Origin of the sequence: Desulforamulus putei DSM 12395 (genome assembly GCF_900129195.1) — a bacterium.
Classification (GTDB): Bacteria; Bacillota; Desulfotomaculia; order Desulfotomaculales; family Desulfotomaculaceae; genus Desulfotomaculum; species Desulfotomaculum putei.
Genome location: NZ_FQUY01000024.1, coordinates 18,408 through 42,270, shown reverse-complemented (window position 1 = coordinate 42,270; position 23,863 = coordinate 18,408). Strand labels below are relative to the sequence as shown.

The 23,863-nt window shown below is 46.8% G+C and carries 22 protein-coding genes and 2 pseudogenes; 15 read left to right on the top strand and 9 right to left on the bottom strand.

Annotated elements, in window-relative coordinates; all coding sequences use genetic code 11:
* Positions 1 to 488 precede the first annotated feature (488 nt).
* From gyrA to dnaA, 7 genes are all read right to left on the bottom strand, one after another.
* Positions 489 to 2,930 carry a DNA gyrase subunit A gene (gene gyrA, locus BUB67_RS13175; RefSeq protein ID WP_073239879.1) on the bottom strand — a complete coding sequence of 814 codons (2,442 nt, stop codon included), beginning with the start codon at positions 2,928 to 2,930 and terminating at the stop codon, positions 489 to 491.
* 30 nt (positions 2,931 to 2,960) lie between these two features.
* On the bottom strand, positions 2,961 to 4,877 hold the full coding sequence (gene gyrB, locus BUB67_RS13170; RefSeq protein WP_073239878.1) for a DNA topoisomerase (ATP-hydrolyzing) subunit B: 1,917 nt from the start codon (positions 4,875 to 4,877) through the stop codon (positions 2,961 to 2,963).
* A 180-nt stretch (positions 4,878 to 5,057) separates the two neighbouring features.
* The gene (gene remB / locus BUB67_RS13165; RefSeq protein ID WP_073239877.1) at positions 5,058 to 5,321 is read right to left on the bottom strand and encodes an extracellular matrix regulator RemB; all 264 of its coding nucleotides are present in this window, start codon (positions 5,319 to 5,321) and stop codon (positions 5,058 to 5,060) included.
* Positions 5,321 to 6,436 (bottom strand): DNA replication/repair protein RecF, encoded by a 1,116-nt coding sequence (gene recF, locus BUB67_RS13160; RefSeq protein WP_073239876.1) that lies wholly within the window; start codon positions 6,434 to 6,436, stop codon positions 5,321 to 5,323. The genes remB and recF overlap by 1 nt, the downstream gene beginning before the upstream one ends.
* Positions 6,437 to 6,446: 10 nt before the next feature.
* Positions 6,447 to 6,659 (bottom strand): RNA-binding S4 domain-containing protein, encoded by a 213-nt coding sequence (locus BUB67_RS13155; RefSeq protein WP_073239875.1) that lies wholly within the window; start codon positions 6,657 to 6,659, stop codon positions 6,447 to 6,449.
* A gap of 12 nt (positions 6,660 to 6,671) precedes the next feature.
* Positions 6,672 to 7,769 (bottom strand): DNA polymerase III subunit beta, encoded by a 1,098-nt coding sequence (dnaN, locus tag BUB67_RS13150; protein WP_073239874.1) that lies wholly within the window; start codon positions 7,767 to 7,769, stop codon positions 6,672 to 6,674.
* Positions 7,770 to 8,003: 234 nt separating this feature from the next.
* Positions 8,004 to 9,329, bottom strand: a complete 1,326-nt coding sequence (gene dnaA / locus BUB67_RS13145) for a chromosomal replication initiator protein DnaA (protein WP_073239873.1) — start codon at positions 9,327 to 9,329, stop codon at positions 8,004 to 8,006.
* Positions 9,330 to 9,708: 379 nt separating this feature from the next.
* Here dnaA and rpmH point away from each other — a divergent pair, with 379 nt between their 5' ends.
* The 14 genes and pseudogenes from rpmH (at position 9,709) to BUB67_RS13080 (ending at position 21,537) form a co-directional block, all read left to right on the top strand.
* On the top strand, positions 9,709 to 9,843 hold the full coding sequence (rpmH, locus tag BUB67_RS13140; RefSeq protein ID WP_073239872.1) for a 50S ribosomal protein L34: 135 nt from the start codon (positions 9,709 to 9,711) through the stop codon (positions 9,841 to 9,843).
* A gap of 89 nt (positions 9,844 to 9,932) precedes the next feature.
* Positions 9,933 to 10,274 carry a ribonuclease P protein component gene (rnpA, locus tag BUB67_RS13135; RefSeq protein WP_073239871.1) on the top strand — a complete coding sequence of 114 codons (342 nt, stop codon included), beginning with the start codon at positions 9,933 to 9,935 and terminating at the stop codon, positions 10,272 to 10,274.
* Positions 10,275 to 10,481 (top strand): membrane protein insertion efficiency factor YidD, encoded by a 207-nt coding sequence (yidD, locus tag BUB67_RS13130; RefSeq protein ID WP_073239870.1) that lies wholly within the window; start codon positions 10,275 to 10,277, stop codon positions 10,479 to 10,481. It begins immediately after the preceding gene.
* Between the two features lie 31 nt (positions 10,482 to 10,512).
* Entirely contained in the window at positions 10,513 to 11,205 is a 693-nt protein-coding gene (locus BUB67_RS13125) for a YidC/Oxa1 family membrane protein insertase (protein WP_073239869.1), read from the top strand.
* On the top strand, positions 11,180 to 11,800 hold the full coding sequence (gene jag / locus BUB67_RS13120; protein ID WP_073239868.1) for an RNA-binding cell elongation regulator Jag/EloR: 621 nt from the start codon (positions 11,180 to 11,182) through the stop codon (positions 11,798 to 11,800). Before BUB67_RS13125 ends, jag begins: the two co-directional genes overlap by 26 nt.
* 87 nt (positions 11,801 to 11,887) lie before the next feature.
* On the top strand, positions 11,888 to 13,273 hold the full coding sequence (gene mnmE / locus BUB67_RS13115) for a tRNA uridine-5-carboxymethylaminomethyl(34) synthesis GTPase MnmE (protein WP_073239867.1): 1,386 nt from the start codon (positions 11,888 to 11,890) through the stop codon (positions 13,271 to 13,273).
* 10 nt (positions 13,274 to 13,283) lie between these two features.
* Positions 13,284 to 15,173, top strand: a complete 1,890-nt coding sequence (mnmG, locus tag BUB67_RS13110) for a tRNA uridine-5-carboxymethylaminomethyl(34) synthesis enzyme MnmG (RefSeq protein ID WP_073239866.1) — start codon at positions 13,284 to 13,286, stop codon at positions 15,171 to 15,173.
* 1 nt (position 15,174) lies between these two features.
* Positions 15,175 to 15,897 carry a 16S rRNA (guanine(527)-N(7))-methyltransferase RsmG gene (gene rsmG, locus BUB67_RS13105; protein ID WP_073239865.1) on the top strand — a complete coding sequence of 241 codons (723 nt, stop codon included), beginning with the start codon at positions 15,175 to 15,177 and terminating at the stop codon, positions 15,895 to 15,897.
* A 390-nt stretch (positions 15,898 to 16,287) separates the two neighbouring features.
* Complete coding sequence (locus BUB67_RS13100; RefSeq protein ID WP_073239864.1) at positions 16,288 to 16,731, top strand: Hsp20/alpha crystallin family protein; 444 nt, start codon at positions 16,288 to 16,290, stop codon at positions 16,729 to 16,731.
* Between the two features lie 190 nt (positions 16,732 to 16,921).
* On the top strand, positions 16,922 to 17,068 hold the full coding sequence (locus BUB67_RS16470; RefSeq protein ID WP_159431841.1) for a hypothetical protein: 147 nt from the start codon (positions 16,922 to 16,924) through the stop codon (positions 17,066 to 17,068).
* 182 nt (positions 17,069 to 17,250) lie between these two features.
* Complete coding sequence (locus BUB67_RS13095) at positions 17,251 to 19,158, top strand: methyl-accepting chemotaxis protein (RefSeq protein WP_073239863.1); 1,908 nt, start codon at positions 17,251 to 17,253, stop codon at positions 19,156 to 19,158.
* A 109-nt stretch (positions 19,159 to 19,267) separates the two neighbouring features.
* Positions 19,268 to 19,582 (top strand): annotated as a pseudogene (locus BUB67_RS13090) (transposase); the annotation flags it as partial.
* A 325-nt stretch (positions 19,583 to 19,907) separates the two neighbouring features.
* The gene (locus tag BUB67_RS13085; protein WP_073239862.1) at positions 19,908 to 20,669 is read left to right on the top strand and encodes a ParA family protein; all 762 of its coding nucleotides are present in this window, start codon (positions 19,908 to 19,910) and stop codon (positions 20,667 to 20,669) included.
* A complete protein-coding gene (locus tag BUB67_RS13080) occupies positions 20,662 to 21,537 on the top strand; it encodes a ParB/RepB/Spo0J family partition protein (protein ID WP_073239861.1) in 876 nt (291 codons plus the stop codon). Before BUB67_RS13085 ends, BUB67_RS13080 begins: the two co-directional genes overlap by 8 nt.
* A 149-nt stretch (positions 21,538 to 21,686) precedes the next feature.
* On the opposite strand, the gene BUB67_RS13075 is transcribed toward BUB67_RS13080, so the two are convergent.
* Together BUB67_RS13075 and BUB67_RS13070 are read right to left on the bottom strand one after the other, a co-directional pair.
* Positions 21,687 to 22,760 (bottom strand): RNA-guided endonuclease InsQ/TnpB family protein, encoded by a 1,074-nt coding sequence (locus BUB67_RS13075; protein WP_238457058.1) that lies wholly within the window; start codon positions 22,758 to 22,760, stop codon positions 21,687 to 21,689.
* 33 nt (positions 22,761 to 22,793) lie between these two features.
* Positions 22,794 to 22,928, bottom strand: a pseudogene (locus BUB67_RS13070) (transposase); the annotation flags it as partial.
* Between the two features lie 222 nt (positions 22,929 to 23,150).
* On the opposite strand from BUB67_RS13070, the gene BUB67_RS13065 reads away from it, so the two are divergent.
* Positions 23,151 to 23,846: a DUF554 domain-containing protein gene (locus BUB67_RS13065; protein ID WP_073239859.1), complete on the top strand. Its 696-nt coding sequence runs from the start codon at positions 23,151 to 23,153 to the stop codon at positions 23,844 to 23,846.
* Positions 23,847 to 23,863: the final 17 nt, after the last annotated feature.

The window sequence follows — 23,863 nt, the reverse complement described above, 5'->3', positions numbered from 1 at the left end:
AAAAATATCTTCAATATTTTTAAAGAGTTTTGGCTCTTTGTTATCCGTGAATTACTCGCTAGCGTCTTTGTTCACGCTTGACGAGGATGTGGTCTGTCACAGTTTCATCTTGTATCGATGACTTTTGACTTGACCTGTTGTACATCCATCATCCACTGTTTAGTTTTCAAAGACCAATTGTCAGTGCCGATCTCGCGGCAGGAATTTTATCTTACCACTTTCATTGGCTTATTGCAAGCGGTAATTTTTAACCGCCACCTCACGGCGACATCTTTTATCATAGCATTGTTTTATTCCTAGGTCAATTCTTTTTTTAATATCTTGTATTATGATTAGACAACTTTTTTAACAAAAGATATGCAACTTCCCAAAAAAATATAAACAAATGCCTTATCGGCGTAGATTAATATATCATAACAAAATGTAGTGTGTCAATGTGATTTTAAAACAAAACTACCTCCCTTTGCTGGGAGGTAGTTTTGTTTTGTTTACTCCTCTTCGTTTTCTTCATTAACAACCCTGGCAATGGCCACAATGCGGTCATTTTCTGCGGTCCTCATGAGAGTAACACCCTGGGTATTACGGCTCATAGATGAGACGTCCCTGGCAGACAACCTGATAATGATTCCCTCTGCACTGATCATCATAATTTCATCTTCTTCTTTTACCACCTGAACCCCTACCACAGGCCCGTTTCTCTTGGTTGTTTTTATGTTAATAATTCCTTTGCCGCCTCTGGTCTGGGAACGGTATTCTGTGAGAGGAGTTCGCTTGCCGTAGCCATTGGCGGTTACTGTGAGCAAATCGGCGCCGTCTCTTGCCACATCCATATTAACGACATAATCATTTTTTGCCAGGGTGATACCTTTGACACCCCTGGCTGCCCGGCCCATGGGTCTTACGTCCTCTTCTGAAAAACGAATGGCAATCCCTTCCTGGGTTCCCAGTATAATTTCTTCTTTGCCGTGGGTAAGCTCAACCGCCACCAGTTTGTCGTTTTGATCCAGATTGATGGCGATGAGACCGTCGCGACGGGATGAATCGTATTCCGTAAGAGGTGTCTTTTTAACAATGCCGTTTTTGGTGGCCATAAACAAGAAAGTTTCTTCTTCAAATTCCTTAATGGGTATGACAGTCGTTACATATTCGTCATTGTCAAAGTTTAATAAATTAACAATGGGTGTACCCTTAGCGGTCCTGGACGCTTCCGGTACTTCATGCACCTTTAAGCGATAGACCTTTCCTTTATTTGTAAAGAATAACAGGAAGTGGTGGGTGGAGGCCACAAACAGATGCCTCACAAAATCTTCTTCCTTGGTGCCCATGGCCGTTATGCCTTTGCCGCCTCTTCTTTGGCTGCGGTAGGTATCTAAGGAGATCCGCTTGATGTAACCATGGTTGGTCAGGGTGACCACCATATCTTCCTCTTCAATGAGATCTTCGATGTCAAAATCACCGGCAGTTTCGTTGGTGATGACAGTTCGGCGGGGATCGGCAAATTTTTCCTTGACCTGTATCAGCTCATCCCGAATAATTCCCAGTACTTTTTTCTCATCAGCCAGTACCGAACGCAAGTAATCAATTTTTTGCAACAGCTCTTTATATTCCGTCTCTAACTTTTCTACTTCCAGGGCGGTAAGGCTGCGCAGGCGCATTTCCACAATGGCTTCCGCCTGTACCTGGGTTAAATTAAACTTTTCAACCAAACCCTTCTTGGCTTCTTCGGTGTTTTTGGATTCCCGAATGGTTTTAATAACCTCATCCAGGTTGGCCAGCGCGATACGCAGGCCTTCCACAATATGAGCCCGGGCCTCTGCTTTCTTTAGTTCATACCTGGTTCTGCGGGTGATAACATCCTTTTGGTGTTCCAGATAATGAAAGATCATCTGGGACAGATTTAGTATTTTAGGTTCGTTGTTAACCAGTGCAAGCATAATGATGCCAAAGGTTTCCTGCATCTGAGTATGCTTGTATAAAAGGTTTAAGATCACATTGGGGTTGGTGTCTTTCTTCAACTCAATAACAATTCTCATGCCCCGGCGGTCGGACTCGTCACGCAGGTCAGAAATCCCCTCAATTTTTTTATCCCTGACCAGTTCGGCAATCTTTTCAATCAGTTTGGCTTTATTGACCTGGTAGGGGATTTCATGGACAACAATCACCGGCCTGCCGTTGGCCTTTTGTTCAATGGTGGCCTGGGCCCGGATTTTGACGCTGCCCCTGCCGGTGCGGTAAGCCTGGCGGATGCCTTCCCTGCCCATGATTTTGGCCCCGGTGGGGAAGTCCGGTCCTTTAATAACCTTCATCAATTGGTCCGGGGTGACATTGGGGTCTTCAATCATCATTAAAATGCCGTCAATGACCTCTCCCAGGTTATGGGGAGGAATGTTGGTGGCCATGCCTACAGCAATACCTGAAGACCCGTTAATCAAAAGGTTGGGGATTTTGGACGGCAGGATGGTAGGTTCTTCGGTACGGTTATCGTAGTTGGGAACGAAGTCCACCGTTTCTTTATCAATATCCGCCAGCATTTCCAGGGTAATCTTGGCCATGCGGGCCTCGGTATAACGCATGGCCGCCGGCGGATCCCCGTCAATGGAACCAAAGTTACCGTGCCCCTGAATTAAGGGGTACCGGCTGGCAAAGTCCTGGGCCAACCTGACCATGGCATCATAAATGGCCATATCGCCATGGGGGTGAAAATCCTGCATGACTTTACCTACGATACCGGCGCTTTTCCGATAGGGCTTGTCCGGCGTCAACCCCAATTCATGGAGGGAGTAAAGAATTCGTCTGTGAACAGGCTTGAGGCCATCCCGCACATCCGGTAAAGCCCTACCTATGATTACACTCATGGCGTAATCCAAGTAGGAATTTTTCATTTCGCTGTTAATGTCCAAAGGGATGACCTTACCAGTTTGGGGAGCCATTTTCAATACCTCCGAAAAGTTTTAAACTATTTAAATATCCAAATTCCTCACATATCTGGCGTTTTCCTGAATAAAATCTCTTCTCGGCTCCACCCGGTCGCCCATCAGCATGGAGAAGGTGGCATCGGCTTCAATGGCATCCTTCAGGGTCACCTGCAGCATGGTTCGGGTATCCGGGTCCATGGTGGTTTCCCATAGTTGGTCCGGGTTCATTTCACCCAAACCTTTATAGCGCTGTATATTGACCTTGTCGTGGCCAATTCTCTTTAACAGTTCTTCCAGCTCCTTTTCACTGTAGACGTAGCTGTCATGATTCCCTTTGCGCACTCTAAATAAGGGAGGCTGCGCCACATACACATAGCCGGCTTCGATGAGGGCCCGCATATGGCGGTAGAAAAAGGTCATGAGCAGTGTGCGAATATGGGCGCCGTCCACGTCGGCATCGGTCATGATGATAATTTTGTGGTAACGGGCCTTGCTTAAATCAAAGTCTTCGCCAATGCCGGTACCCAAGGCGGTGATCATGGCCCTGATTTCTTCATTGGTCAGAATTTTATCCATCCTGGCCTTTTCGACGTTAATAATTTTACCCCGCAGAGGCAGAATAGCCTGGAAACGCCTGTCCCTGCCCTGCTTGGCGGAACCGCCCGCAGAATCGCCCTCCACCAGATAAAGTTCGGAAACGCTGGGGTCCTTTTCAGAGCAATCTGCCAGCTTACCCGGCAAAGACATGGTCTCCAAGGCGCTTTTGCGCCGGGTCAGTTCCCGGGCTTTGCGGGCAGCTTCCCGGGCCCTGGCGGCGGTAACGGCTTTTTCGATGATTTTCCTGGCTACCGACGGGTTTTCTTCCAGATAGGTGGAAAATTTCTCCGCAAAGATGGATTCGACAATGCCCCTGACTTCACTGTTGCCCAGCTTGGTTTTGGTTTGTCCTTCAAACTGGGGTTCCGGCACCTTGACGCTGATGACAATGGTGGCGCCTTCCCGGATATCTTCTCCGGTTAGGTTGGCATCGTTATTTTTCAAGATGTTGTGGTTGCGCCCGTAATCATTGACAACCCTGGTGAGGGCTGTTTTTAAGCCCACTTCATGGGTACCGCCGTCCACGGTATGAATATTGTTGGCATAGGAAAGCATGGTTTCCGTATAGCCGTCATTGTACTGCAGGGCCACCTCAACGATGATCTGTTCCTTTTCCCCGCTGATATAGATGGGCTTGGGATGCAGTACCTGCTTTGTTTTGTTCAGGTGTTTGACAAAATCCTTGATGCCGCCGTCAAATTGAAAGACTTGTTCCGTAGGCGGTTCTTTTCTTTCGTCCTTAAGGGTGATTTTGACGCCCTTGTTTAAATAAGCCAGCTCTCTGATTCTCTGAGTCAGGGTTTCCTGACTGAAAACCAGTTCTTCAAATATTTCATCGTCCGGTTTAAAGGTTACTTTGGTACCGGTGGTTTTGCTTTTGCCGATGATTTTAAGGTCTGACGTTGGAATGCCGCGGGAAAATTCCTGCCTGTATATATGGCCGTTGCGTTTAATTTCCACGGAAAGTTTCTTGGACAGGGCGTTGACAACCGACACGCCGACCCCGTGCAACCCGCCGGATACCTTGTAGCCGCCGCCCCCGAATTTACCGCCGGCGTGCAGCATGGTTAATACCACTTCCACCGCAGGCTTTCCGACTTTGGGATGTATATCCACCGGAATCCCCCGGCCGTTGTCCTCAACGGTGATGGAGTTATCTTTATGAATGGTGACCTGGATCTTATCGCAATACCCGGCCAGGGCTTCGTCAATACTGTTATCGACAACCTCATAGACCAGATGGTGCAGGCCTCTGGCACTGGTACTGCCAATGTACATGCCAGGCCGGCGCCTGACCGCCTCCAGCCCTTCGAGAACTTGAATTTGATCGGCGCTGTATTTATTGGTCTGCTGCTGTTGGTCCATAGAATGACCTCCATCTAATTACATTGACTCCATATTATACCATAATAAGTATTCCCTGTTCAAGAAAGGTCATTAACATTTACAGGAAGTCTGGTTTTCTTGATGTATTTTGTCGAATATTTACCATGCCTTATAAAAATTTTTTTATGAAAAGAAAAAACCGTGCAGCACGGTTTTACCTCAGGACTCATCCTCTGAATTTTCCATCATGTTATCCGATCTCTTTTTCAATGTGGTGCAGGATATAGGAGAAACGTAAATCTCCTTGCTGGTGATCACAAAGGACTTCTCCTTTTCCTGGTTAGAGATGGGCTGGATAAACCCCTCATCCCTGGCGATCTCAATAAATTCCCTTGTAATGGCTGAATTTTTGGTCCGGGCATCCAGAATGGCAATGATATCTTTTTTAAGGACCACCACGTCCCCGCCCAAGTGCAAAAACACTAAAACTCCTCCTTTTTCGTGAGGCAGCCGGCATTCACCTGCCAAAGGGCCCCGGCGCCCCGGATGGTTTCTTCTATACCGCCCGTAAAACTGGCAGTAATAAAGGTTTGCACCCTGTTAAGAACTCTATCCAAAAGCATGGACTGCCGGTTGCGGTCCAGCTCAAACAATACATCGTCCAACAGTAAAAGCGGGTAATCGCCATATTCTTTAAACCACAGTTCCAGTTGTGATAATTTTAAAGACAGGGTCACCGTTCGCTGCTGTCCCTGGGAACCAAAGGTTTTAGCTTCAATGCCGTTGATCAAGAGAGACAGGTCATCTCGATGGGGACCCAGCAGAGTCTGGCATCTTTGGATTTCCATGTTACGAACCTTTTGGGAAGCCGCAGCAAAGATCTGATAAATCTGCTCTTCATTCAAGCCCGGCTCCAACACCAAAGATGAAAGGTATTTTGCCTGCAGTTCCTCATCTCCCCGGGTCAGTTCATAATGTATTCGCCGGGCGATGGGAATTAATTTTTTTAATACCTGCAGGCGAAGAAAAATCACCTTGGCGCCGTGCCGGTACAGCTGTTCGTCCCAGATTTCCAATATTTCCCTGGTTGCGCGCCTGTCTCTGATTTCCTTCAACAGGGTGTTTCTCTGGGTCAAAACCCTGGCATACTGCCGCCAGGTGCGGCTATAGGCGGGGTTTAACGGTCCCACGTCATAATCCAGAAAACGCCTTCTCTCTTGGGGTGAGCCCTTGATTAAATACAAATCCTCCGGACAAAACAAAACCACACCAAGGTAATCCAGCTCGGAACGGGGTGTCTCTGCCCCGTTGACCAGTAATTTTTTGTTACCTTCCTGGATTTTCCAGTGAAGGAGAAATGTCCGGGAGTTTAATTCCGCCTCGGTCTGCAGGATCGTTTGTTCACTTTGCCAGCGTATAATGTCCTTATCTCTTTCGGCCCGAAAGGAGCGGCCCCGCAGGCTGTAAAAAATAGCTTCCAGCAGGTTTGTTTTTCCCTGGGCATTGGGGCCGGTAATAATATTGACGGCCGGATGGGGTTGAAAAGACTCTTCTTTGTAGTTGCGGAAATTTCTTAGCGTTACACTGGATACCCGCAAAATTTCACCTTCACATCACAACCAGGAAACTACCGGCGCCATCCACTTCCACCCTGTCATTGGCCTTCAGTTTTTTGCCACGCCTGGTTTCCGTGATCCCGTTCACCTTCACCAGTCCCGATTGGATCAGCATCTTACTTTGTCCCCCGGAACCGGTAACATTGGCCCATTTTAAAAATTGGTCCAGCCGTATCTCACTATTTACTTTAATTTTTTGGGTCAAGGGTATCTCTCCTTAGATGGTGCGAACCGGCAATACCAGCGAGAGGTAGTCGTCTCCTTCCACAGGGCGTAAAATACCCGGGCTTAAAGGGCCGGACATATCCAGGTAAATATTTTCGCTGCCGCCGGCCCGTAACGCATCTATCAGATACATGGCGTTAAAGGCGATTTGCATGGGTTCTCCCTGAAGGTATACGGGGACTTCCTCATGGATCCTGCCCACTTCAGTGTTGGCAGTGATGACAATTTTTTCTTCCTCGATGTTCAAACGAATGATTTGTGTACCCACTCTGGCCAGCAGGGAAGCCCTTTCCACGGCTTCCAGGAGATCCCTGGTCTTAACCCGGATCCTGGTTTTATATCCCTGTGGAATGACCTGCCGGTAGTTGGGAAACTGTCCTTCAATGAGCCTGGAAACCAGCAGGGTATCTTCCATGCCGAAGATCACCTGGTTATCACCCAGGGAAATGGTTACTTCTTTATCGGCAGCGCCAATAACCCTGGACAGTTCATTTAAAGTTTTTCCAGGGATAATCACACTTATATCAGAAACCTCTGTATTTATTTTTACATCCCGCAGAGCCAAACGGTGTGTGTCGGTGGCCACAAACCGCAAATTGCCGTCGTAAAGTTCCATCAGTACACCGGTAAAGACAGGCCGGTTTTCATCCGGGGAAGTGGCAAAAAGAATTTGACGCAGGTACTCCTTTAATTCCTCTTCCGGTATGGACAAAGAATTTTTTCCCTGTGGGTTGGGAAATGTAGGAAACTCCTCGGCGTGAAAGCCGTTGATGGTAATTTCCGATTGGCCGTACCGAATGACGACATTGGTGCCCTGGCTGGTTTCAATTTGTATGGGCGCATCCGGTAGTCTTCTGACAATCTCGCCCAGATATTTGGCCGGCAGTACAATGGAACCCTCTTCCTGCACAGTGCAGGGGATTATACACTGGATTCCCATCTCCAGATCGGTGGCCTGCAGTTCCAGGCGGTGATCCCGGGCGGTTAGTAATATGCCGGAGAGTATAGGCAAAGGATTTTTCGCAGAAACAGCCCTCTGGGCAGTGGAGACCCCTTGGACCAGGTTCTGACGGGTACAGATTATTTTCATAGTCCTCCCCCGTTATTTTTTATTTTTAATTAAATAAATTATGATAGGTTAGTAGTAGTAATAATACCTGTTGGTTTGTGTGTAACGGTCTTTAATCCTTGTCCAGCTTGGTGTTAAGGCTGTAGGAAACCTGTGGAGAAAAGTCCCTGATATTGTTCACAGGGTAAAACCTCTAAAAGCCGGGTTGTTTTGTTCATCCACATTGTTAACAAACTTGTCCACCAGCTATTCACATTATTCACTGATGCGTTTTTTTAATTCCTTGATGGTTTCTTGCAGCACCGGATCGCCGGGCAGATCGGCCACAATTTTTTCGCAGGCGTGCAGAACGGTGGTATGGTCCCGGCCGCCGAACTCATCGCCGATCTTGGGCAGGGACAGGTCCGTTAATTCCCGGGTGAGATACATGGCCACCTGCCTGGGAAAAGCCACCGACCTAGTTCTTTTTTTAGCCTTCAGGTCTTCTATGCGCAGGCCGTAAAAATCCGCCACGCATTGCATAATTAAAGAAACGGTAATAACCTTTGGTTTGCTGGGTGAAATGACATCCTTTAAAACCTCTGCCGCCAGCTGGGGAGTGGCTTCTCTTTTTTCTAAGGAAGAAAAAGCGCTGACCCGGATGAGGGCCCCTTCCAGCTCCCGGATGTTGGATTGGATTTTATCCGCGATATAAGCAATGGTGTCGTCCGGGATATTGGTAATACCTTCCAGTTGAGCTTTTTTCCTTAAAATAGCCACCCTTGTTTCGTAATCCGGCGGCTGGATGTCGGTGATCAGCCCCCACTCGAAACGGGAGCGCAGCCTGTCCTCCAGGGTGGCAATTTCCTTGGGCGGACGGTCGCTGGAGATGATAATCTGCTTGTTGGCTTCATATAAGGTATTGAAAGTATGGAAAAACTCCTCCTGGGTCCGTTCCTTTTTCTCCAGGAATTGAATGTCGTCAATCAGGAGAATATCCATACTGCGGTATTTATTGCGAAATTCCACCGTCTGATCATCTCGAATGGAGTTAATCAGTTCATTGGTAAACTTTTCTGAGGTAACGTAGGCCACCTTTAAATTGGGGTTATTTTCCAGTATATAATGCCCGATGGCATGCATCAGGTGAGTCTTTCCCAAACCAACGCCGCCGTAAATAAATAAAGGGTTATAAGCCTTGGCGGGGGATTCCGCCACGGCCAGGGAAGCAGCATGGGCAAAACGGTTGCTGTTGCCGATGACGAAGGTATCAAAGGTGTACCTGGGATTGAGGATATTAATGTAGGTTTCTTCCTGGGATCTTTCCCTTGGTTTGGGCTGGTCCACTTCCTGCCCTGCCAAAATAAATTGGAGGGAAATTTCCCGGTGCATAATGGATTCGTAGGCTTGTTTTATAAGGGGTGCATAACGGTCGGCCAGCCAACCTTTGGAAAAATGGTCGGGAACTTCTATAATAATGGTATTATCGTAGAAAGCCACCGGTTTGCATTTGGCGAGCCAAGTTTCAAAGGAATGTTTATTCACCTGTTTTTCTAAACGGATTAAAACCTGCTCCCACCTGGCCAGAATATCATTTTGCATGTTCTTTAAAAAACCCCCTGAACTTCGTTAATTCCTAAAAAAATCCCTTAAGTTGAATAAGGGAGCGTGGAGAGCAAATGTGATGATGTAGGGTAAAATTTTTAACAATCAACAAAGTTGTTCACAATTTTATCCACAGCCTGTGTAAAAACTGGATAATCAAAATTATCCACAAGTGTAAATCAATAATACCAAAACTTCCAGGAGTTATCAACAAATAAATGATATTCACATATGGTATGGATATCTAGGAAACTAAAAAATTTCAAAAAACCATATATCTTGACTAAAGGCGGTAATTTTAATATAATTTTCAGTGACTGTCTGGTATTTCCATCTTTTTTTATATACTTATCTCATTAAAGGAGGTGTACATAGTTTGAAGCGCACATTCCAGCCAAAGAACCGCCGGCACAAGAAAGTTCATGGTTTTATGAAGAGAATGTCTACTAAATCGGGCCGAAACGTACTAAAGAGAAGACGCTTAAAAGGTAGAAAACGTTTGACCGCATAAGGCCGCTTTGGGTGGCCTTTTCCTAATTTGTATAACCTTTTACCCCTTTGGTTAAGATATCCATAAAAAACCTTTATTAGGAAGACCCTATGGAAAAATTTATTTCTTTAAAGAAGAATTCTGAGTTTCAAAGTGTTTACCGTCATGGAGTGTCAGCGGCAAACCGTTATCTGGTGCTGTATCAATTTCCTAATAAGGGTTTGGGTCGCAGGTTTGGTTTTTCCATCAGTAAAAAGGTTGGTAAAGCTGTCTGCCGTAACCGTCTGCGGCGTATATTAAAGGAAATCTGTAGGCTTAATTTGGAGCGTTTTCCGGCAGCACACGATTTTGTGTTTATTGTTCGTCAGGCTTCCTTTGATCAGGATTATCATCAAATGGAAAAACACGTGTGGCATGTTCTGGGTAAACTGAATCAACAGGAGAGGGAATGAATGCGGCAGGTTGTTTTGCTTGGCCTCATGTTTTATCAAAGGTTTATTTCTCCTTTAAAGCCGCCTACTTGCCGGTTTTACCCTACATGTTCTGAATATTCGATACAAGCTGTAAAAAAATACGGTGTGGTAAAGGGACTGTGGATGACAGTGAAGAGACTGGCCAAATGCCATCCCTTCCACCCGGGCGGATATGACCCAGTTTAAATGTTGTTGGGCTTTAAGGAGGTAACGACTATTGTTTGGATGGTTTGATGCCATTGTAAACGGAATGACTGCGTTAATGAACTGGCTGTATGGGTTCACTGTCAATATAGGTGTGCCAAGCTATGCCCTTGCCATTATATTGTTGACCGTGTTCATCAAAGTGGTATTATATCCCCTTTCCAAAAAGCAGATGCATTCTATGGTCATGATGCAGAAACTGGCGCCGGAAATTAAGGCCATTCAGGATAAGTATAAGAACAAAGACCCTCAGATGATGCAGCAAAAGATTATGGAGCTGTACAAAGAGCACAATGTAAACCCCATGGCCGGGTGTCTGCCCCTATTGATCCAGATGCCGATCCTGATTGCTCTTTACCGGGCCCTGTACGCTTTTCCTTTTAAAAACCCGGATCATGCGCACTTTTTCTGGGTTCCATCTTTAAGTCATAAAGATCCCTATTTTATCTTGCCTCTGCTGGCCGCAGCCACCACTTATATGCAGTCGAAACTAACCACCAATACCCAGGACCAAACCCAGAGAACGATGTTATATATGATGCCTTTGTTAATCGGTTGGATTGCCAGCACCGTACCGGCCGGTTTGGCATTATATTGGGTTGTATTCAATATCGTAGGAACAATTCAACAGTGGTTTATTAACAAAGAGACCCTGCACCTTAAAGAGGGGGTAACCGGAGTTGAAGGTAGTAGAAAAGGTCGGTAAGACCATCGATGAAGCCATTGAACTTGGCCTGCAAGAATTCGGAGTGTTGCGGGATGAGGTTATGATTGAAGTCCTGGAAGAGCCCTCCAAGGGTTTGTTTGGTTTGATCGGCTCCCGTCCTGCCAGAGTAAAATTAACCTTGAAGGACAATCCTGTCAGGAGAACTGACAATTTATTAAAGAGTATTTTTCAGGCCATGGAAATTCCTGTGGACATGGAGATTCAAGAAAAAGATCAAGTTCTGCAGGTTAGTTTACAAGGCCCGGATTTGGGCGTTCTGATAGGACGCAGGGGAGAAACCCTGGACGCCCTGCAATATCTGGTTAATTTAGCCATTAATAAAAACCAGGAACAAAAACGGAAAGTCATCCTTGATGTGGAAGGTTATCGCCAGCGCAGGGTAGAAACTTTGCAAAAACTGGCCATGCGGTTGGCAGATAAAGCAAAGCAGCGGGGCCGCAGCGTTGTGCTGGAGCCCATGAATTCTCAGGAAAGACGTATTATCCACACGGCCCTGCAGGGTCGGGATGATATTTACACCTTCAGTGAAGGTGAGGAGCCCTTTAGAAAAATCATTATTTCCCCAAAGAAATAACATGATGGAAAACCCAGCAACGTCCGGTTGCTGGGTTTTTCCAAATCATTCTGGTTATTTAACCAATGCCATGCGGAGGTTGAAAACGTGTTAGACGACACCATTGTTGCCATTGCCACTCCTCTCGGGGAAGGAAGTATCGGCGTGATCCGTATCAGCGGCCCGGAAGCCATTGCGGTAGGACGGCGGGTTTTTCAGCCCAAGGTGAACCGGGACTGGTATATCAAAGATAATTATAAACTGGTTTATGGCCATGTGGTTGATCCGGATTCCCGGGAAATCATTGATGAAGTGCTGCTTTCGGTGATGCGGGGACCGCGCAGTTTTACCGCTGAAGATGTGGTGGAAATCAGCTGTCACGGGGGAATTGTGCCCCTGCGCAGGGTCCTGGAAGTTGTGCTGCGCCAGGGCGCCCGCCTGGCGGAGCCGGGGGAATTCAGCAAGCGAGCCTTTCTCAATGGCCGCTTGGATTTAGCCCAGGCGGAGTCCATCATCGATATCATCCGGGCCAAGACCGATGCCGGGGCAAAGATTGCCATGGCTCAACTGGGGGGCAAGCTCTCGGAACAGGTGAATGAATTACAACAGGAACTGCTGGGGCTGCTGGCCAGAATTGAAGCCATCATCGACTTCCCGGAAGACGATATTCCGGCAGAAAACCTGGAGGAAATGGCAGACCGGTGCAGTGGGTTGTTAAAGGTCATTGAACAGCTTTTGGACCATGCGGATACCGGCAAGATTTATCGGGAAGGACTTAGAACGGTCATCGTGGGAAAACCTAATGTTGGTAAGTCCTCTTTACTAAATGCCCTGCTCAGGGAACAAAGGGCCATTGTTACGGACATACCCGGAACCACCCGGGATGTCATTGAAGAGGTTATCAATATCAAAGGTGTTCCTTTAAAAATCATTGATACAGCAGGGATGCGGGAAACCCGGGACCTGGTGGAGAAACTGGGTGTGGAAAGATCACGGCAGTTATTGCATCAGGCAGACTTGGTTTTACTGGTTTTGGATGCCTCTACCGGTTTTACGGAAGATGACCTGAAGGTTGTTAGTTTAATTAAGGATAAAAAAGTACTGGTCATCATTAATAAAATCGATATTGCCGATCATGCCATTGATTATGAGCAATTAAAACAGCTCATCGGTTACAGCGACATCCTGGAAATTTCAGCTCAAAAGAAAATAGGGCTGGAACGTTTGGAACAATCTATTTTAAATTTGGTGTTGGAAGGCAAAGTCACTGCCGCCGACAACATTCTGGTCTCCAATTCCCGTCACAAGCATGCCCTGGAGAGGGCAAAACATCATCTGACGGAGGCCCGCCGGGGTCTTGCGGAAGCGGTTCCTGCGGACCTGGTTTCCATTGATCTAAAATCAGCCTGGGAAATTCTGGGGGAAATTACCGGCAACCATGTCACCGAGGATTTAATTGACAGGATTTTTGCGGATTTTTGTATAGGTAAATGAGGTGGAAAAATTGCGTTACCATGCGGGAGATTATGACGTTATTGTGGTGGGAGCCGGGCATGCCGGCTGCGAGGCTGCTTTGGCTGCTGCCAGGATGGGATGTAAGACATTGGTATTGACCCTGAACCTGGACAATGTTGCCCTGATGCCCTGCAACCCTGCCGTGGGCGGTCCTGCCAAATCCCATTTGGTTAAGGAAATTGATGCCTTGGGAGGGCAGATGGGATTAAATACCGATTTAGCGGCCATTCAAATGAGAATGCTGAACACCGGAAAAGGCCCTGCGGTTCACGCTCTGCGGGCTCAGGCGGATAAGAACAAATACCAATTGTTAATGAAAAAAACGCTGGAGTCCCAGGAAAACCTGGACGTTAAGCAACTGCTGGTGGAAGAAATTCTTGTTAAAAACGGCCGGGTCACCGGCGTTGTCACCCATATCGGCGCGGAATTTTCCGCCAAAGCGGTTGTGGTGACAACCGGAACCTATCTTAAGGGCAGGATTATCATCGGCAACGTGCACTTTCTAGGCGGACCCAACGGCCAGTTTCCCTCGGTCAACCTCAGTGATAATTTAAGAAATTTGGGCTTGCAATTGGGCCGGTTTAAAACCGGCACACCGGCCAGAGTGGACCGCCGGACGGTGGATTTTTCTAAAATGACCATTCAACCCGGGGATGAAGAACTACATAACTTTTCCTTTATTTCCCCGGTGACGCACAGGGAGCAGGTACCTTGCTGGCTGACCTACACCTCAGAAAAGACCCACCAGATCATCCGGGACAATTTGCACCGATCGCCCCTGTATTCCGGTATTATTGAAGGGGTGGGGCCCCGTTACTGCCCTTCCATTGAAGACAAGGTCGTCCGGTTTGCCGATAAACCCCAGCATCAGATTTTTATCGAGCCAGAGGGGTTAAACACTTATGAAATGTATGTACAGGGCATGTCCACCAGTTTGCCGCCGGATGTGCAACTGGCAATGCTGCGATCGGTACCCGGCCTGGAACAGGTAGAAATGATGCGGCCGGGTTACGCCATTGAGTACGATTATGTGGTTCCCACCCAATTAAAGGCTACTTTGGAAACAAAAATAATTGCCGGCCTTTATACAGCCGGGCAGATCAACGGGACATCCGGCTATGAAGAAGCGGCCGCCCAGGGAATCATGGCCGGCATTAACGCCGCTTTACAGGTGAAAGAGAAAGAACCCTTTACCCTCTCCCGGGCGGAAGCCTATATCGGGGTTTTAATTGACGACCTGGTGACCAAGGGCACCAATGAACCCTATCGTTTAATGACAGCCCGGGCGGAATATCGCCTGTTGTTACGGCAGGACAATGCGGACCACCGTTTAACCCAAAAGGGTTACGATATCGGACTGGTCAGTGAGGCCAGGTATCATCATTACATGAAAAAATGGCAAGCCATTAACGATGAAATCGAGCGATTGAAGAATATAACAATTCCCGCCAGCGAGGAGACCAATGCTTTATTAAGGGAATTAAACTCCAGTGAGATTACCCAATCCACCCCGGCCATCAATTTGTTAAGACGGCCGGAGATCAGTTATAAATCTTTAATGAAATTATCCGCTGAATTTCCGCCCCTGCCGGATGAGGTCATTGAAGAAGTAGACATTGAAGTTAAATATGAAGGTTATATTAAAAAGCAGATGGCTCAGGTGGAACGGTTTGAAAAAATGGAAGGGCGTAAATTAAGGGAAGACATTGATTATTATGCCATAAAAGGCCTTTCCGTAGAGGCCAGGCAAAAGCTGGCTCAATGCAAACCCTCCTCCATCGGACAGGCCTCCCGTATTTCCGGCGTCAGCCCGGCAGATATCTCGGTGCTGCTGGTATGGCTGGAACAGGAGCGACGCAAGGCCGCCGGAGGTAATTAGCATGGAAGAACTCATCACATCCTTAACAAAGGCCTCGCAGGAGATGGGTTTTCATTTATCTGATCGTCAACTGCAGTTGTTTCAACAATATTATGATTGTGTTTTGCAAGGAAATCAAAAGTTTAATCTTACCGCCATTACGGAACCATTGGAAGTGGCTGTTAAACATTTTATTGATTCTCTTACCTGTTTAGCGGCAGTAAACTTTCCCGCAGGTGCCAGGGTGCTGGATGTGGGCACCGGTGCAGGGTTTCCCGGTTTGCCTTTAAAAATTTACCGCCCTGATTTGGATGTCACCCTCATGGATTCATTAAAAAAACGGATTATTTTTTTAAATGAAACCCTTGCTTCTTTAGGACTGACGGGCATTCGCGCTATCCATGACAGGGCGGAAGATTTTGGCCGGAGAGCAGAGCACCGGGAAACCTATGATTTTGTTGTCTCCCGGGCGGTGGCCCGGCTGGCGGTCCTGGCCGAATACTGCATGCCCTGTGTTAAAATCAACGGTTATTTCATTTCCCAAAAGGGTCCGGAAATTGAAGAGGAAGTTCAGGAAGCCGGTAAAGCCATCATGACCCTGGGCGGTCAATTGGCAGAGGTAAAAAAAATGAAATTACCTCTTATTCAGGACGGGCGGAGCCTGGTAATTATAAAAAAGATACAGTCCACCCCAAAGACTTATCCCCGAAAAGCCGGTACACCCGCCAAAAAACCTATTTTGTAATATACAGATACAAAATCCAGGCTTGCCTGGATTTTGTATTGTTTAGGAAATTATGTTTCTATATAAAATAAACTGTGGATAACAGGGGAAGTTCCGTTATCCCGTTCACTCCGGTTGCCGCACCGACAGTCTTGTGCCCGTGGGTACCCTAAGGCTCGCTCCGGGCAAAATCCGGTCGCCCTCAATTCACCTTCCTGGTTCAGTTCGGGCTGGCGCAACCGTCCTGGTTGCGCCCCCGGATTTTGCTCCTGCGCTTCGCCAAGGGCTGTTGTCGGTACCATAAGCAGAAAGCGGCGCTAAGATTTCTGCTATACCACAGCCCGTTTTATGAATACAATTTAATTTTATTGGGCATTAAAAAAGTGTAATAAAATAAAGGAGGGTTATAGTATGTCATTAATTCCTTACGAGCCTTTCCGTCATCTGGAAAACATCCGTCGTGAATTTGACCGATTCTTTAGTCAAGAGATCCCTGCCATAAGAAACAATATTGGTCTGGGATTTGGTAACCCGAGGATTGATATTTATGAAACTGAAAATGAAGTAATAGCCGCATGCGATATACCGGGGCTGGAAAAAAAGGAAGATGTCAATATTTATATTGATAACAACCTGCTTACCATTAGCGGCGCCATTAACAAGGTGAATGAAATAAAAGAAGAACACATGCACCGGCAAGAACGTTTTTTTGGTCGGTTTCAGAGATCCGTCAGCCTGCCTGCTCATGTAGCGGCAGAAGGAGTTAAAGCAACCTATAAAAACGGTGTGCTTGAAATACGCATGCCCAAGTTGCAAGTAGATACCAGAAAAAGAATTGACATTGAGTTTCATTAATTTGCTGGATTTGTCCATAACCTCCCTAAACTATTAAAAAGTTAATTTCAGACTGTCGACAAAGGTCATGAATTGCCATGGGTGGTCTATGATCCACTCAAAAAACAAAAACATTTGATAATTACCCTCATATTTCTTACCTGGACATGGCAAATTATTAATGACCCAAAATGATTAGGGATGGATAATTATGCCAAGCTCACAGAAAAACAGAGGGTTGTTCCCAGCTGCCTATAATGCAGTTGGCGATTTTAAGGAAGAGGTAAGTACAGAACTCGGGCTTACTGAACAAGCAAAAGTATCAAAAGTAAAAAATAAGAAAAACAAGAAAAAATAGCCGCCGGGACGGTTCCTGTGGCTGGACATACGCACAGCCCCTGTGAGTAATCCTTCCAGGGGCTATTTTTATTTATAGTGCATGCAATTAATATATAACAAAAACCTTACGATACTTGTCGCCTACAAATTCAAAGGATAAAATATACAATAATTACATTAAATTATATAAGAGGTGATTATGTGAAAAGTATTCGCTGGCAAATAACCTTATTTGTGCTGTTATTAACACTACTGCCCCTGGCAGTATCAGTTTTTTTGGCATACAATGCAAGCAATCAGATGGCTAAGCAGGCAGCAGAGGAACGGATGACTGATGCTTCTAATGTAAGCCGTCGGGCGCTGAAGCGCAGCCAAAACGAAATATCCATGCTGGCTGAAATGCTTAGTCAAAACCAGTTATTAGCCCAGGCTTTACAAAAGGGCGACCGGGCGGCACTGCAGCAATTACTGCAACCTGCTTTTCAAATAGCACAAAAAAGTTTTCCCATCAATACTTTGGAAGTAACAGATGCCCAGGGCATTGTTTTAATGCGGGGTCACAATCCAGATAAATTTGGTGATAATAAAAAGGACCACGAACAGATTAGCAAGGCTTTAAGCGGTCAGTTCGTTAAAGGGTTGACCATTAGCCAGAGTACCGGCGAGGCTGCTCTGGATGCTGTGGCGCCGGTTATGTTAGATAACCAGTTGGTGGGAACAGTTAAAGCCGGTTTGTATATAAATAATCAGTTAGCTGAATTTTTGGGTAAAACCACCAACAGCGATGTGTTTTTCTTTTATAATATTGGCGGCCGCTATTTACTCAGGGGACATACTGCCCTGCCCGAAGGGGATATATTTAAAAAACAAGGTGATCAACTTGAGTTAACTGACACCCAGTTAATCAGTCAACTGGTAAAAAATAAGGATAAGGGCGATCACATTATTCATAAACGTTTAAAAGTTCACGGACTGGATCATTTTGTTGCTTTTGCTCCCTTGTCTGACCTTGACGGTCAGATTCGTGGTATGGTGGCGGTGGCAGTTGATGCGGCCACTTTGCAACAGTCATCTGTTAAGATGCACAGTGGTCTCATACTAAATACTGTGCTGGCAGGTTTATTGGCTGCTTTGCTGGCCTTGTGGTATGCCGGACGCCTAACCCGACCGATTATTCAGGTGGCGGATGCCCACCGGCAGCTGGCTGCCGGCAATCTGGATGTACAGTTGGATGTAAAAAGTCAGGATGAAATAGGCCAAATTGCCTATTCCCTTAACGAGCTGGCTGCCAGCTTCCGTCAGGTGCTAGGTCAGTTGGGTGCGGCGGCGGAAAAAGTGGCCAATGTGGCTGAAGACTTGAGTAATAACTCCCAGCAGACTACTGCGGCAGCCACCGCCACTGCTACCAACATGACTCAGGTGGCTTCGCATGCTGAACAGGTGGCGGAAAATACACGGGCGGTGGCTTCTGATGCCGCCAGCGCTGCTGCTGCCGCCGAACAGGGGCGTCAGCAGCTGGCTAAAGTGGAAGGGCAAATGGATCAAATAAGCCAGGCGGCGGATAGTGCTGCCGCTGCACTGCGCCAGTTAAACGGCGTAACACAAACCATCGGTGAGATGGTAGAGATGATTACAGGAATTGCTGAACAAACTAATTTACTGGCCCTTAACGCTGCCATTGAAGCAGCCCGGGCCGGAGAACACGGACGGGGGTTTGCGGTGGTAGCAGATGAGGTCCGTGTGTTGGCGGAACGTTCGGCCCAGGCGGCCCGTCAAATTATGGAGCATACCAAGTCTATTAACAAAAGTGTAGATCAGGCACTGCATAGTATGGAAGAAAACGTCAGCCAAATTTCCGGCGGCGTCCAGCAGGTGGCTGATTCGGGTAGGGTGTTTGCTGGTATTATTGAAATTATAGAAAAACTGCATAGCCGGGTAAAAGAGGTAGCCCGGGCAGCTGAAGAAATTTCTGCCGCTGTACAAAACGCCGCTGCTGCTACCCAACAGCAAACCGCTGCTATGGAAGAAGTAACTTCCACTACCTATGAACTGCACAGTTTATCCGAAGGTTTGGAAGAGTTGATAGCTCGCTGGCAGACAAAACAATAGTTAACATAGTAATAGCGACCTGTGCCGATTAATCGGTATAGGTCTTTTTTATAAATACCAATGTTTCACGTGAAACATTGCAGAGTATTAAATTGCTTCCATAGCCAGATACAGTGAGCTCAAGACAGACCTGGATTTAGAAAGACTGCCCTCTGGCAAATTTGACACCAACAACCTAGTGTTACATTTTGGGGTAGTGGCCTATAACCTATTAAGGATCATTGGTCAATCAACAACCCAGATGAAGCATGTGCCTTTACATAAGCAAGCAGAGCGCCGCAGGATAGGGACAGTAATACAGAACCTAATTACATTGGCATCCCGGTTAATATCGCACGCTAGGAAGAAGAAACTACAGTTTGGCAGGCATAGTCCTTGGTTTGAAACATTTAAGCAAGCCTATTCTGTGTGTTTAGCAAGATAAAGTTATCTACAAAAAAATATAAAACCTAAGCACAAAAGATGTGCTTAGATTGCTGTTGTCAATTTTAGGGTACTCCTGTAGAGGATTACCAGATTATTGTCAATAGCATCGGCAAAATACAAATTTTATCACTAACATCAATCCGAGGGACTGCCTGTTGGGTAAATCACGGATTTAGGTATTTAATTTGAGGTTTGTCTGCAGCCCTAATGTTTCACGTGAAACATTTTTCCTTTCACGGAAACCTATATCTGTACTTTTTAAAGAAGGAAGAAATCATTGCTCTGTTGAATAGGGATATGAGAAAAACTTGGGGGGTGCTCAATTGGGGAAAATAATATGCATTGCCAATCAAAAAGGAGGAGTGGCCAAGACCACCACTGCCGTTAATGTAGGGGCCAGCCTCGCCCTGATGGGACAACCGGTACTGCTGGTTGACATTGACCCCCAGGGTAATGCCAGCAGTGGTTTAGGCATAGACAAGACGAAACTGGAACGCTGCATCTATGATGTTTTAATTAATGATGTTCCGGCGGAGAAAGTACTTATTTCCACCGAGATTCGAAACCTGGATTTGCTTCCGTCTACCATACAGCTGGCCGGCGCCGAAGTTGAGATGGTCTCTTTAATGGCCCGGGAACAGATTCTGAAACGGGCGCTGGCACCTTTGAAGGAAAGGTATCAATATATTATTATCGATTGTCCCCCTTCACTGGGGTTGTTGACACTGAATGCTCTGGCAGCTGCCGATTCCGTACTGATACCCATACAATGTGAATTTTATGCCCTGGAAGGCGTTGGTCAGTTAATGAATACCATTCAGTTGGTACAAAAACACCTTAATCCCAACTTAAAAATTGAAGGGGTATTATTAACCATGTTTGACGCCAGGCTGAACCTGTCTATACAAGTGGTGGATGAAGTTAAAAAGGTTTTCGGGAACAAGGTGTACAAAAACATTATTCCGAGGAATGTTCGTTTAAGTGAAGCCCCCAGTCACGGTATACCGGTCGTCATCTATGATCCTAAATCCAGGGGTTCGGAAGCATACCGAGAACTAGCCAAGGAAGTGATGGGTATTGAATAAAAAAAGAGGGTTGGGAAAGGGTCTGCAAGCCCTGATGCCTGTGGCAAGTGATGCCCCCGGTCAAGGGATTTTGAAAGAGATTAAGGTGTCTGATATTAAGCCAAACCCAAAACAGCCCCGATTAAGGATTGACCAGGAAAAATTAATGGAACTGGTGGAATCTATCAGGGAATATGGGGTTGTTCAACCGGTGGTGGTAAGGGCACAACCCGGCGGCGGTTATGAGCTTATTGCCGGTGAACGCAGGTGGCGTGCCTGTCAGCAACTGGGTCTGGAATACATCCCGGCTGTGGTCAGAGAATATGGCGAGCTGCAGTCTGCCGCCATTGCCCTGATCGAAAATTTACAGCGGGAGAACCTCAACCCCCTGGAGGAAGCGACAGCTTACCGCAGGCTGATGGATGAATTTCAACTTACTCAGGACCAGGTTTCCCAGCGGGTCGGAAAAAGCAGGCCCCAGATCGCCAATATGATTCGCCTGCTGTCCCTGCCCAATGAGATAAAAGTAAAGCTCAGCAGCGGGGAAATATCCGTAGGACATGCCAGGGCTCTGCTAGCGCTGGAATCCCGGCACAAACAGCTTGAAGTGTGCGAATTGATCACTAAGAAGCAGTTGTCTGTGCGCCAGGCTGAAGAACTGGTTAAGAACATCCTTAACGGGGAGCAGGAGAAAGAAAAGACCAGAAAGGAAAAACCCCGGAACCCCGAGATCATGGAATTAGAGGACCGGTTAAGAAGTTGTCTGGGGACCAAAGTTCAGATCAAAACCAACCGGCGCGGCGGTAAGATAGAGATTGATTATTATGACGATAACGATTTAAACAGGCTGCTGGAATTACTGCTCCCTGAAGACAGGTTGATGGCTTAATGTTTCACGTGAAACATTAAGCCATTCAATTAGGAATAGCCTTCGCCGTGACGACTCCCCACGTTGAAACGTGAGGCTTCTCGGTTCATCCGGGCTGCTACCGCCGGCCGTCCCCAAAGGCCCCGTCCGGGCCCTAATTTTTACGGTAGTTATACTGCTCGTTTTAAAATGTTAATGGCAGCATTTATATCCCGGTCTATAGACAGACCGCAAACCGGGCAATGATGCCACCTTTGAGAAAGTTTTTTCTTAACTTCCGCACCGCACCGGGAGCATAATTGTGATGTTTGCTTGGGGTCAACTTCAACTACCTTACGGCCGGCACTCTCAGCCTTGCTCGTTAGGATTAGTCTGAAGTTCCCCCAGCCGGCATCAGCAATACTCTTAGCCAGGTGGTGATTCTGGGTCATATTCTTAACCTGCAAATCTTCAATGGCTATCACATCGTACCGGTTTACCAGGGAACGGGCAACCTTATGGTGCAGATCCCGGCGCTGGTTAGCCACCTTTTCGTGGCACCGGGCCAGTTCCCGGACAGCCTTCTTCCGGCGGTTAGAACCTTTTTTCCTGCGGGATACCCGGCGTTGGTGCTGCTTTAGTTTCTTTTCTGCCTGGCGTAATTGCCGGGGATTATCAAACATTTCTCCGTCTGAGGTGGTGACGAACTTTTCTAACCCAACGTCTATTCCGCAGGATTCACCGGTAGGCGGTAGTGGTACTGCATCTATCTCCACCGAAAAGCAAGCGTACCATTTACCGTTCTGCCGCCGGATGGTTAGTGTCTTAACCTTACCATCCATGGGACGGTGCAGTTTTATTTTCACCGGGCCTATCTTTGAGAGTACCAGACGGTTATCTTTCAAAGAAAACCCAGACTGCGGGTAAGTAAAACTGTCATATCTTCGAGCTGCCTTAAACCTGGGATAGCCCGGGGTCTCCCCAGCTTTCACCCTGCGGAAGAAAGCCTGGTAGGTCTTATCCACCTGCCGGGCAACATCCTGGAGTACCTGGGAAAAGACTTGTTTAAGCCGTGGGTCATCTTCTTTCTTGATAGGCAAAGCTTTTATTTGCTCATAGCAGCTAAGGCTAACCCCGAATATTTCCCAGGCTTCCCGGCGTTCCTCCAAGAACTGGTTATACACCAGACTGCACAGGAAGCAGGTTTCGTGCATTTTTCGGGATTGTTCTTTAGTTGGATATAGTCGGTATTTATATGCTTTCAACATAGTAACACCTCAGTGTTCCTGGATTGCCTTTGCTATCTGCCGAAGAATTTCTTCTGCCCTGGATGCCACATGCCCGACTAATACCTTGCGCCGGTACTTGGGTATCCATACTATGTGATAGTTAATATGGTATCGTGAATGTCTTGTTGATTTAACCTTATCCATATCTAAAATTTACCATACTCAAAAGAAAATACTCAATACTTAAAAACCAAGCCGCCTTTCATCCCCGGACTGCGGTCCGAGGTTTTCTTGGCGGCTGAAGTATAATGTCATGGTTCATAAGCCGACCTCTCTGTTAGTAATTAAATATTATCGTACCGGAAAAAACCTGGTTTATTACAATAAATGTTTCACGTGAAACATGGCAGCACGGAGGAGAAGAAAATGACAGGAACAATCGTCAATGCAGCGGCCATTGTTGCCGGGACTGCAATAGGTTTATTATTTCGCAAAGGGATCAGCGAGTCCACCAACAACACCGTGATGAGCGGTATCGGACTGGCAGTGGCCCTGATTGGTTTTAAAATGGCCCTTAAAACCGAGAATGAATTGATTGTTATTCTGAGCCTGGTATTGGGAGGGGTCATCGGAGAAATTTTAAATATTGAAGGATGGTTGGGACGGGCAGGCGCCTATCTGGAATCCAGGGTCGGTGGCGGAGAAGGTGAAGTGGCCAGGGCCTTTGTGACCACCAGTTTGATTTATTGTGTGGGAGCCATGGCCATCATGGGAGCCCTGGAGGACGGACTGACCGGCAACGCCTCAACCCTTTATGCCAAATCCCTGTTAGACGGTACGTCCGCAGTTATTTTTACCTCAACCATGGGTTTTGGAGTGGCATTTTCATCAATCCCTGTGTTTATCTACCAGGGAGCCATCACACTGGCAGCCAGCGAACTTAAGTCTTTCCTGACACCCGCCATGATCAATGAAATGACCGCCACCGGGGGTTTGTTAATTGTAGGAATCGCCAGTAACGTTTTGGGAATTAAAAAAATCAAAGTTGGCAATTTGCTGCCGGCGATCTTTATGGCAGTCTTTCTTTCCTGGTTATGGCAAAAGTTAAACATTGGCATCTAGGCCGGACACCCAGTCCG

Bases quoted from the DNA above. Each gene is read 5' to 3' on its own strand.
- gyrA (WP_073239879.1), bottom strand. From the start codon at position 2,930: ATGGCTCCCCAAACTGGTAAGGTCATCCCTTTGGACATTAACAGCGAA.
- gyrB (WP_073239878.1), bottom strand. From the start codon at position 4,877: ATGGACCAACAGCAGCAGACCAATAAATACAGCGCCGATCAAATTCAA.
- dnaN (WP_073239874.1), bottom strand. From the start codon at position 7,769: ATGAAAATAATCTGTACCCGTCAGAACCTGGTCCAAGGGGTCTCCACT.
- dnaA (WP_073239873.1), bottom strand. From the start codon at position 9,329: ATGCAAAATGATATTCTGGCCAGGTGGGAGCAGGTTTTAATCCGTTTA.
- rnpA (WP_073239871.1), top strand. From the start codon at position 9,933: ATGGAAAAATTTATTTCTTTAAAGAAGAATTCTGAGTTTCAAAGTGTT.
- yidD (WP_073239870.1), top strand. From the start codon at position 10,275: ATGCGGCAGGTTGTTTTGCTTGGCCTCATGTTTTATCAAAGGTTTATT.
- rsmG (WP_073239865.1), top strand. From the start codon at position 15,175: ATGGAAGAACTCATCACATCCTTAACAAAGGCCTCGCAGGAGATGGGT.
- BUB67_RS13100 (WP_073239864.1), top strand. From the start codon at position 16,288: ATGTCATTAATTCCTTACGAGCCTTTCCGTCATCTGGAAAACATCCGT.
- BUB67_RS16470 (WP_159431841.1), top strand. From the start codon at position 16,922: ATGCCAAGCTCACAGAAAAACAGAGGGTTGTTCCCAGCTGCCTATAAT.
- BUB67_RS13065 (WP_073239859.1), top strand. From the start codon at position 23,151: ATGACAGGAACAATCGTCAATGCAGCGGCCATTGTTGCCGGGACTGCA.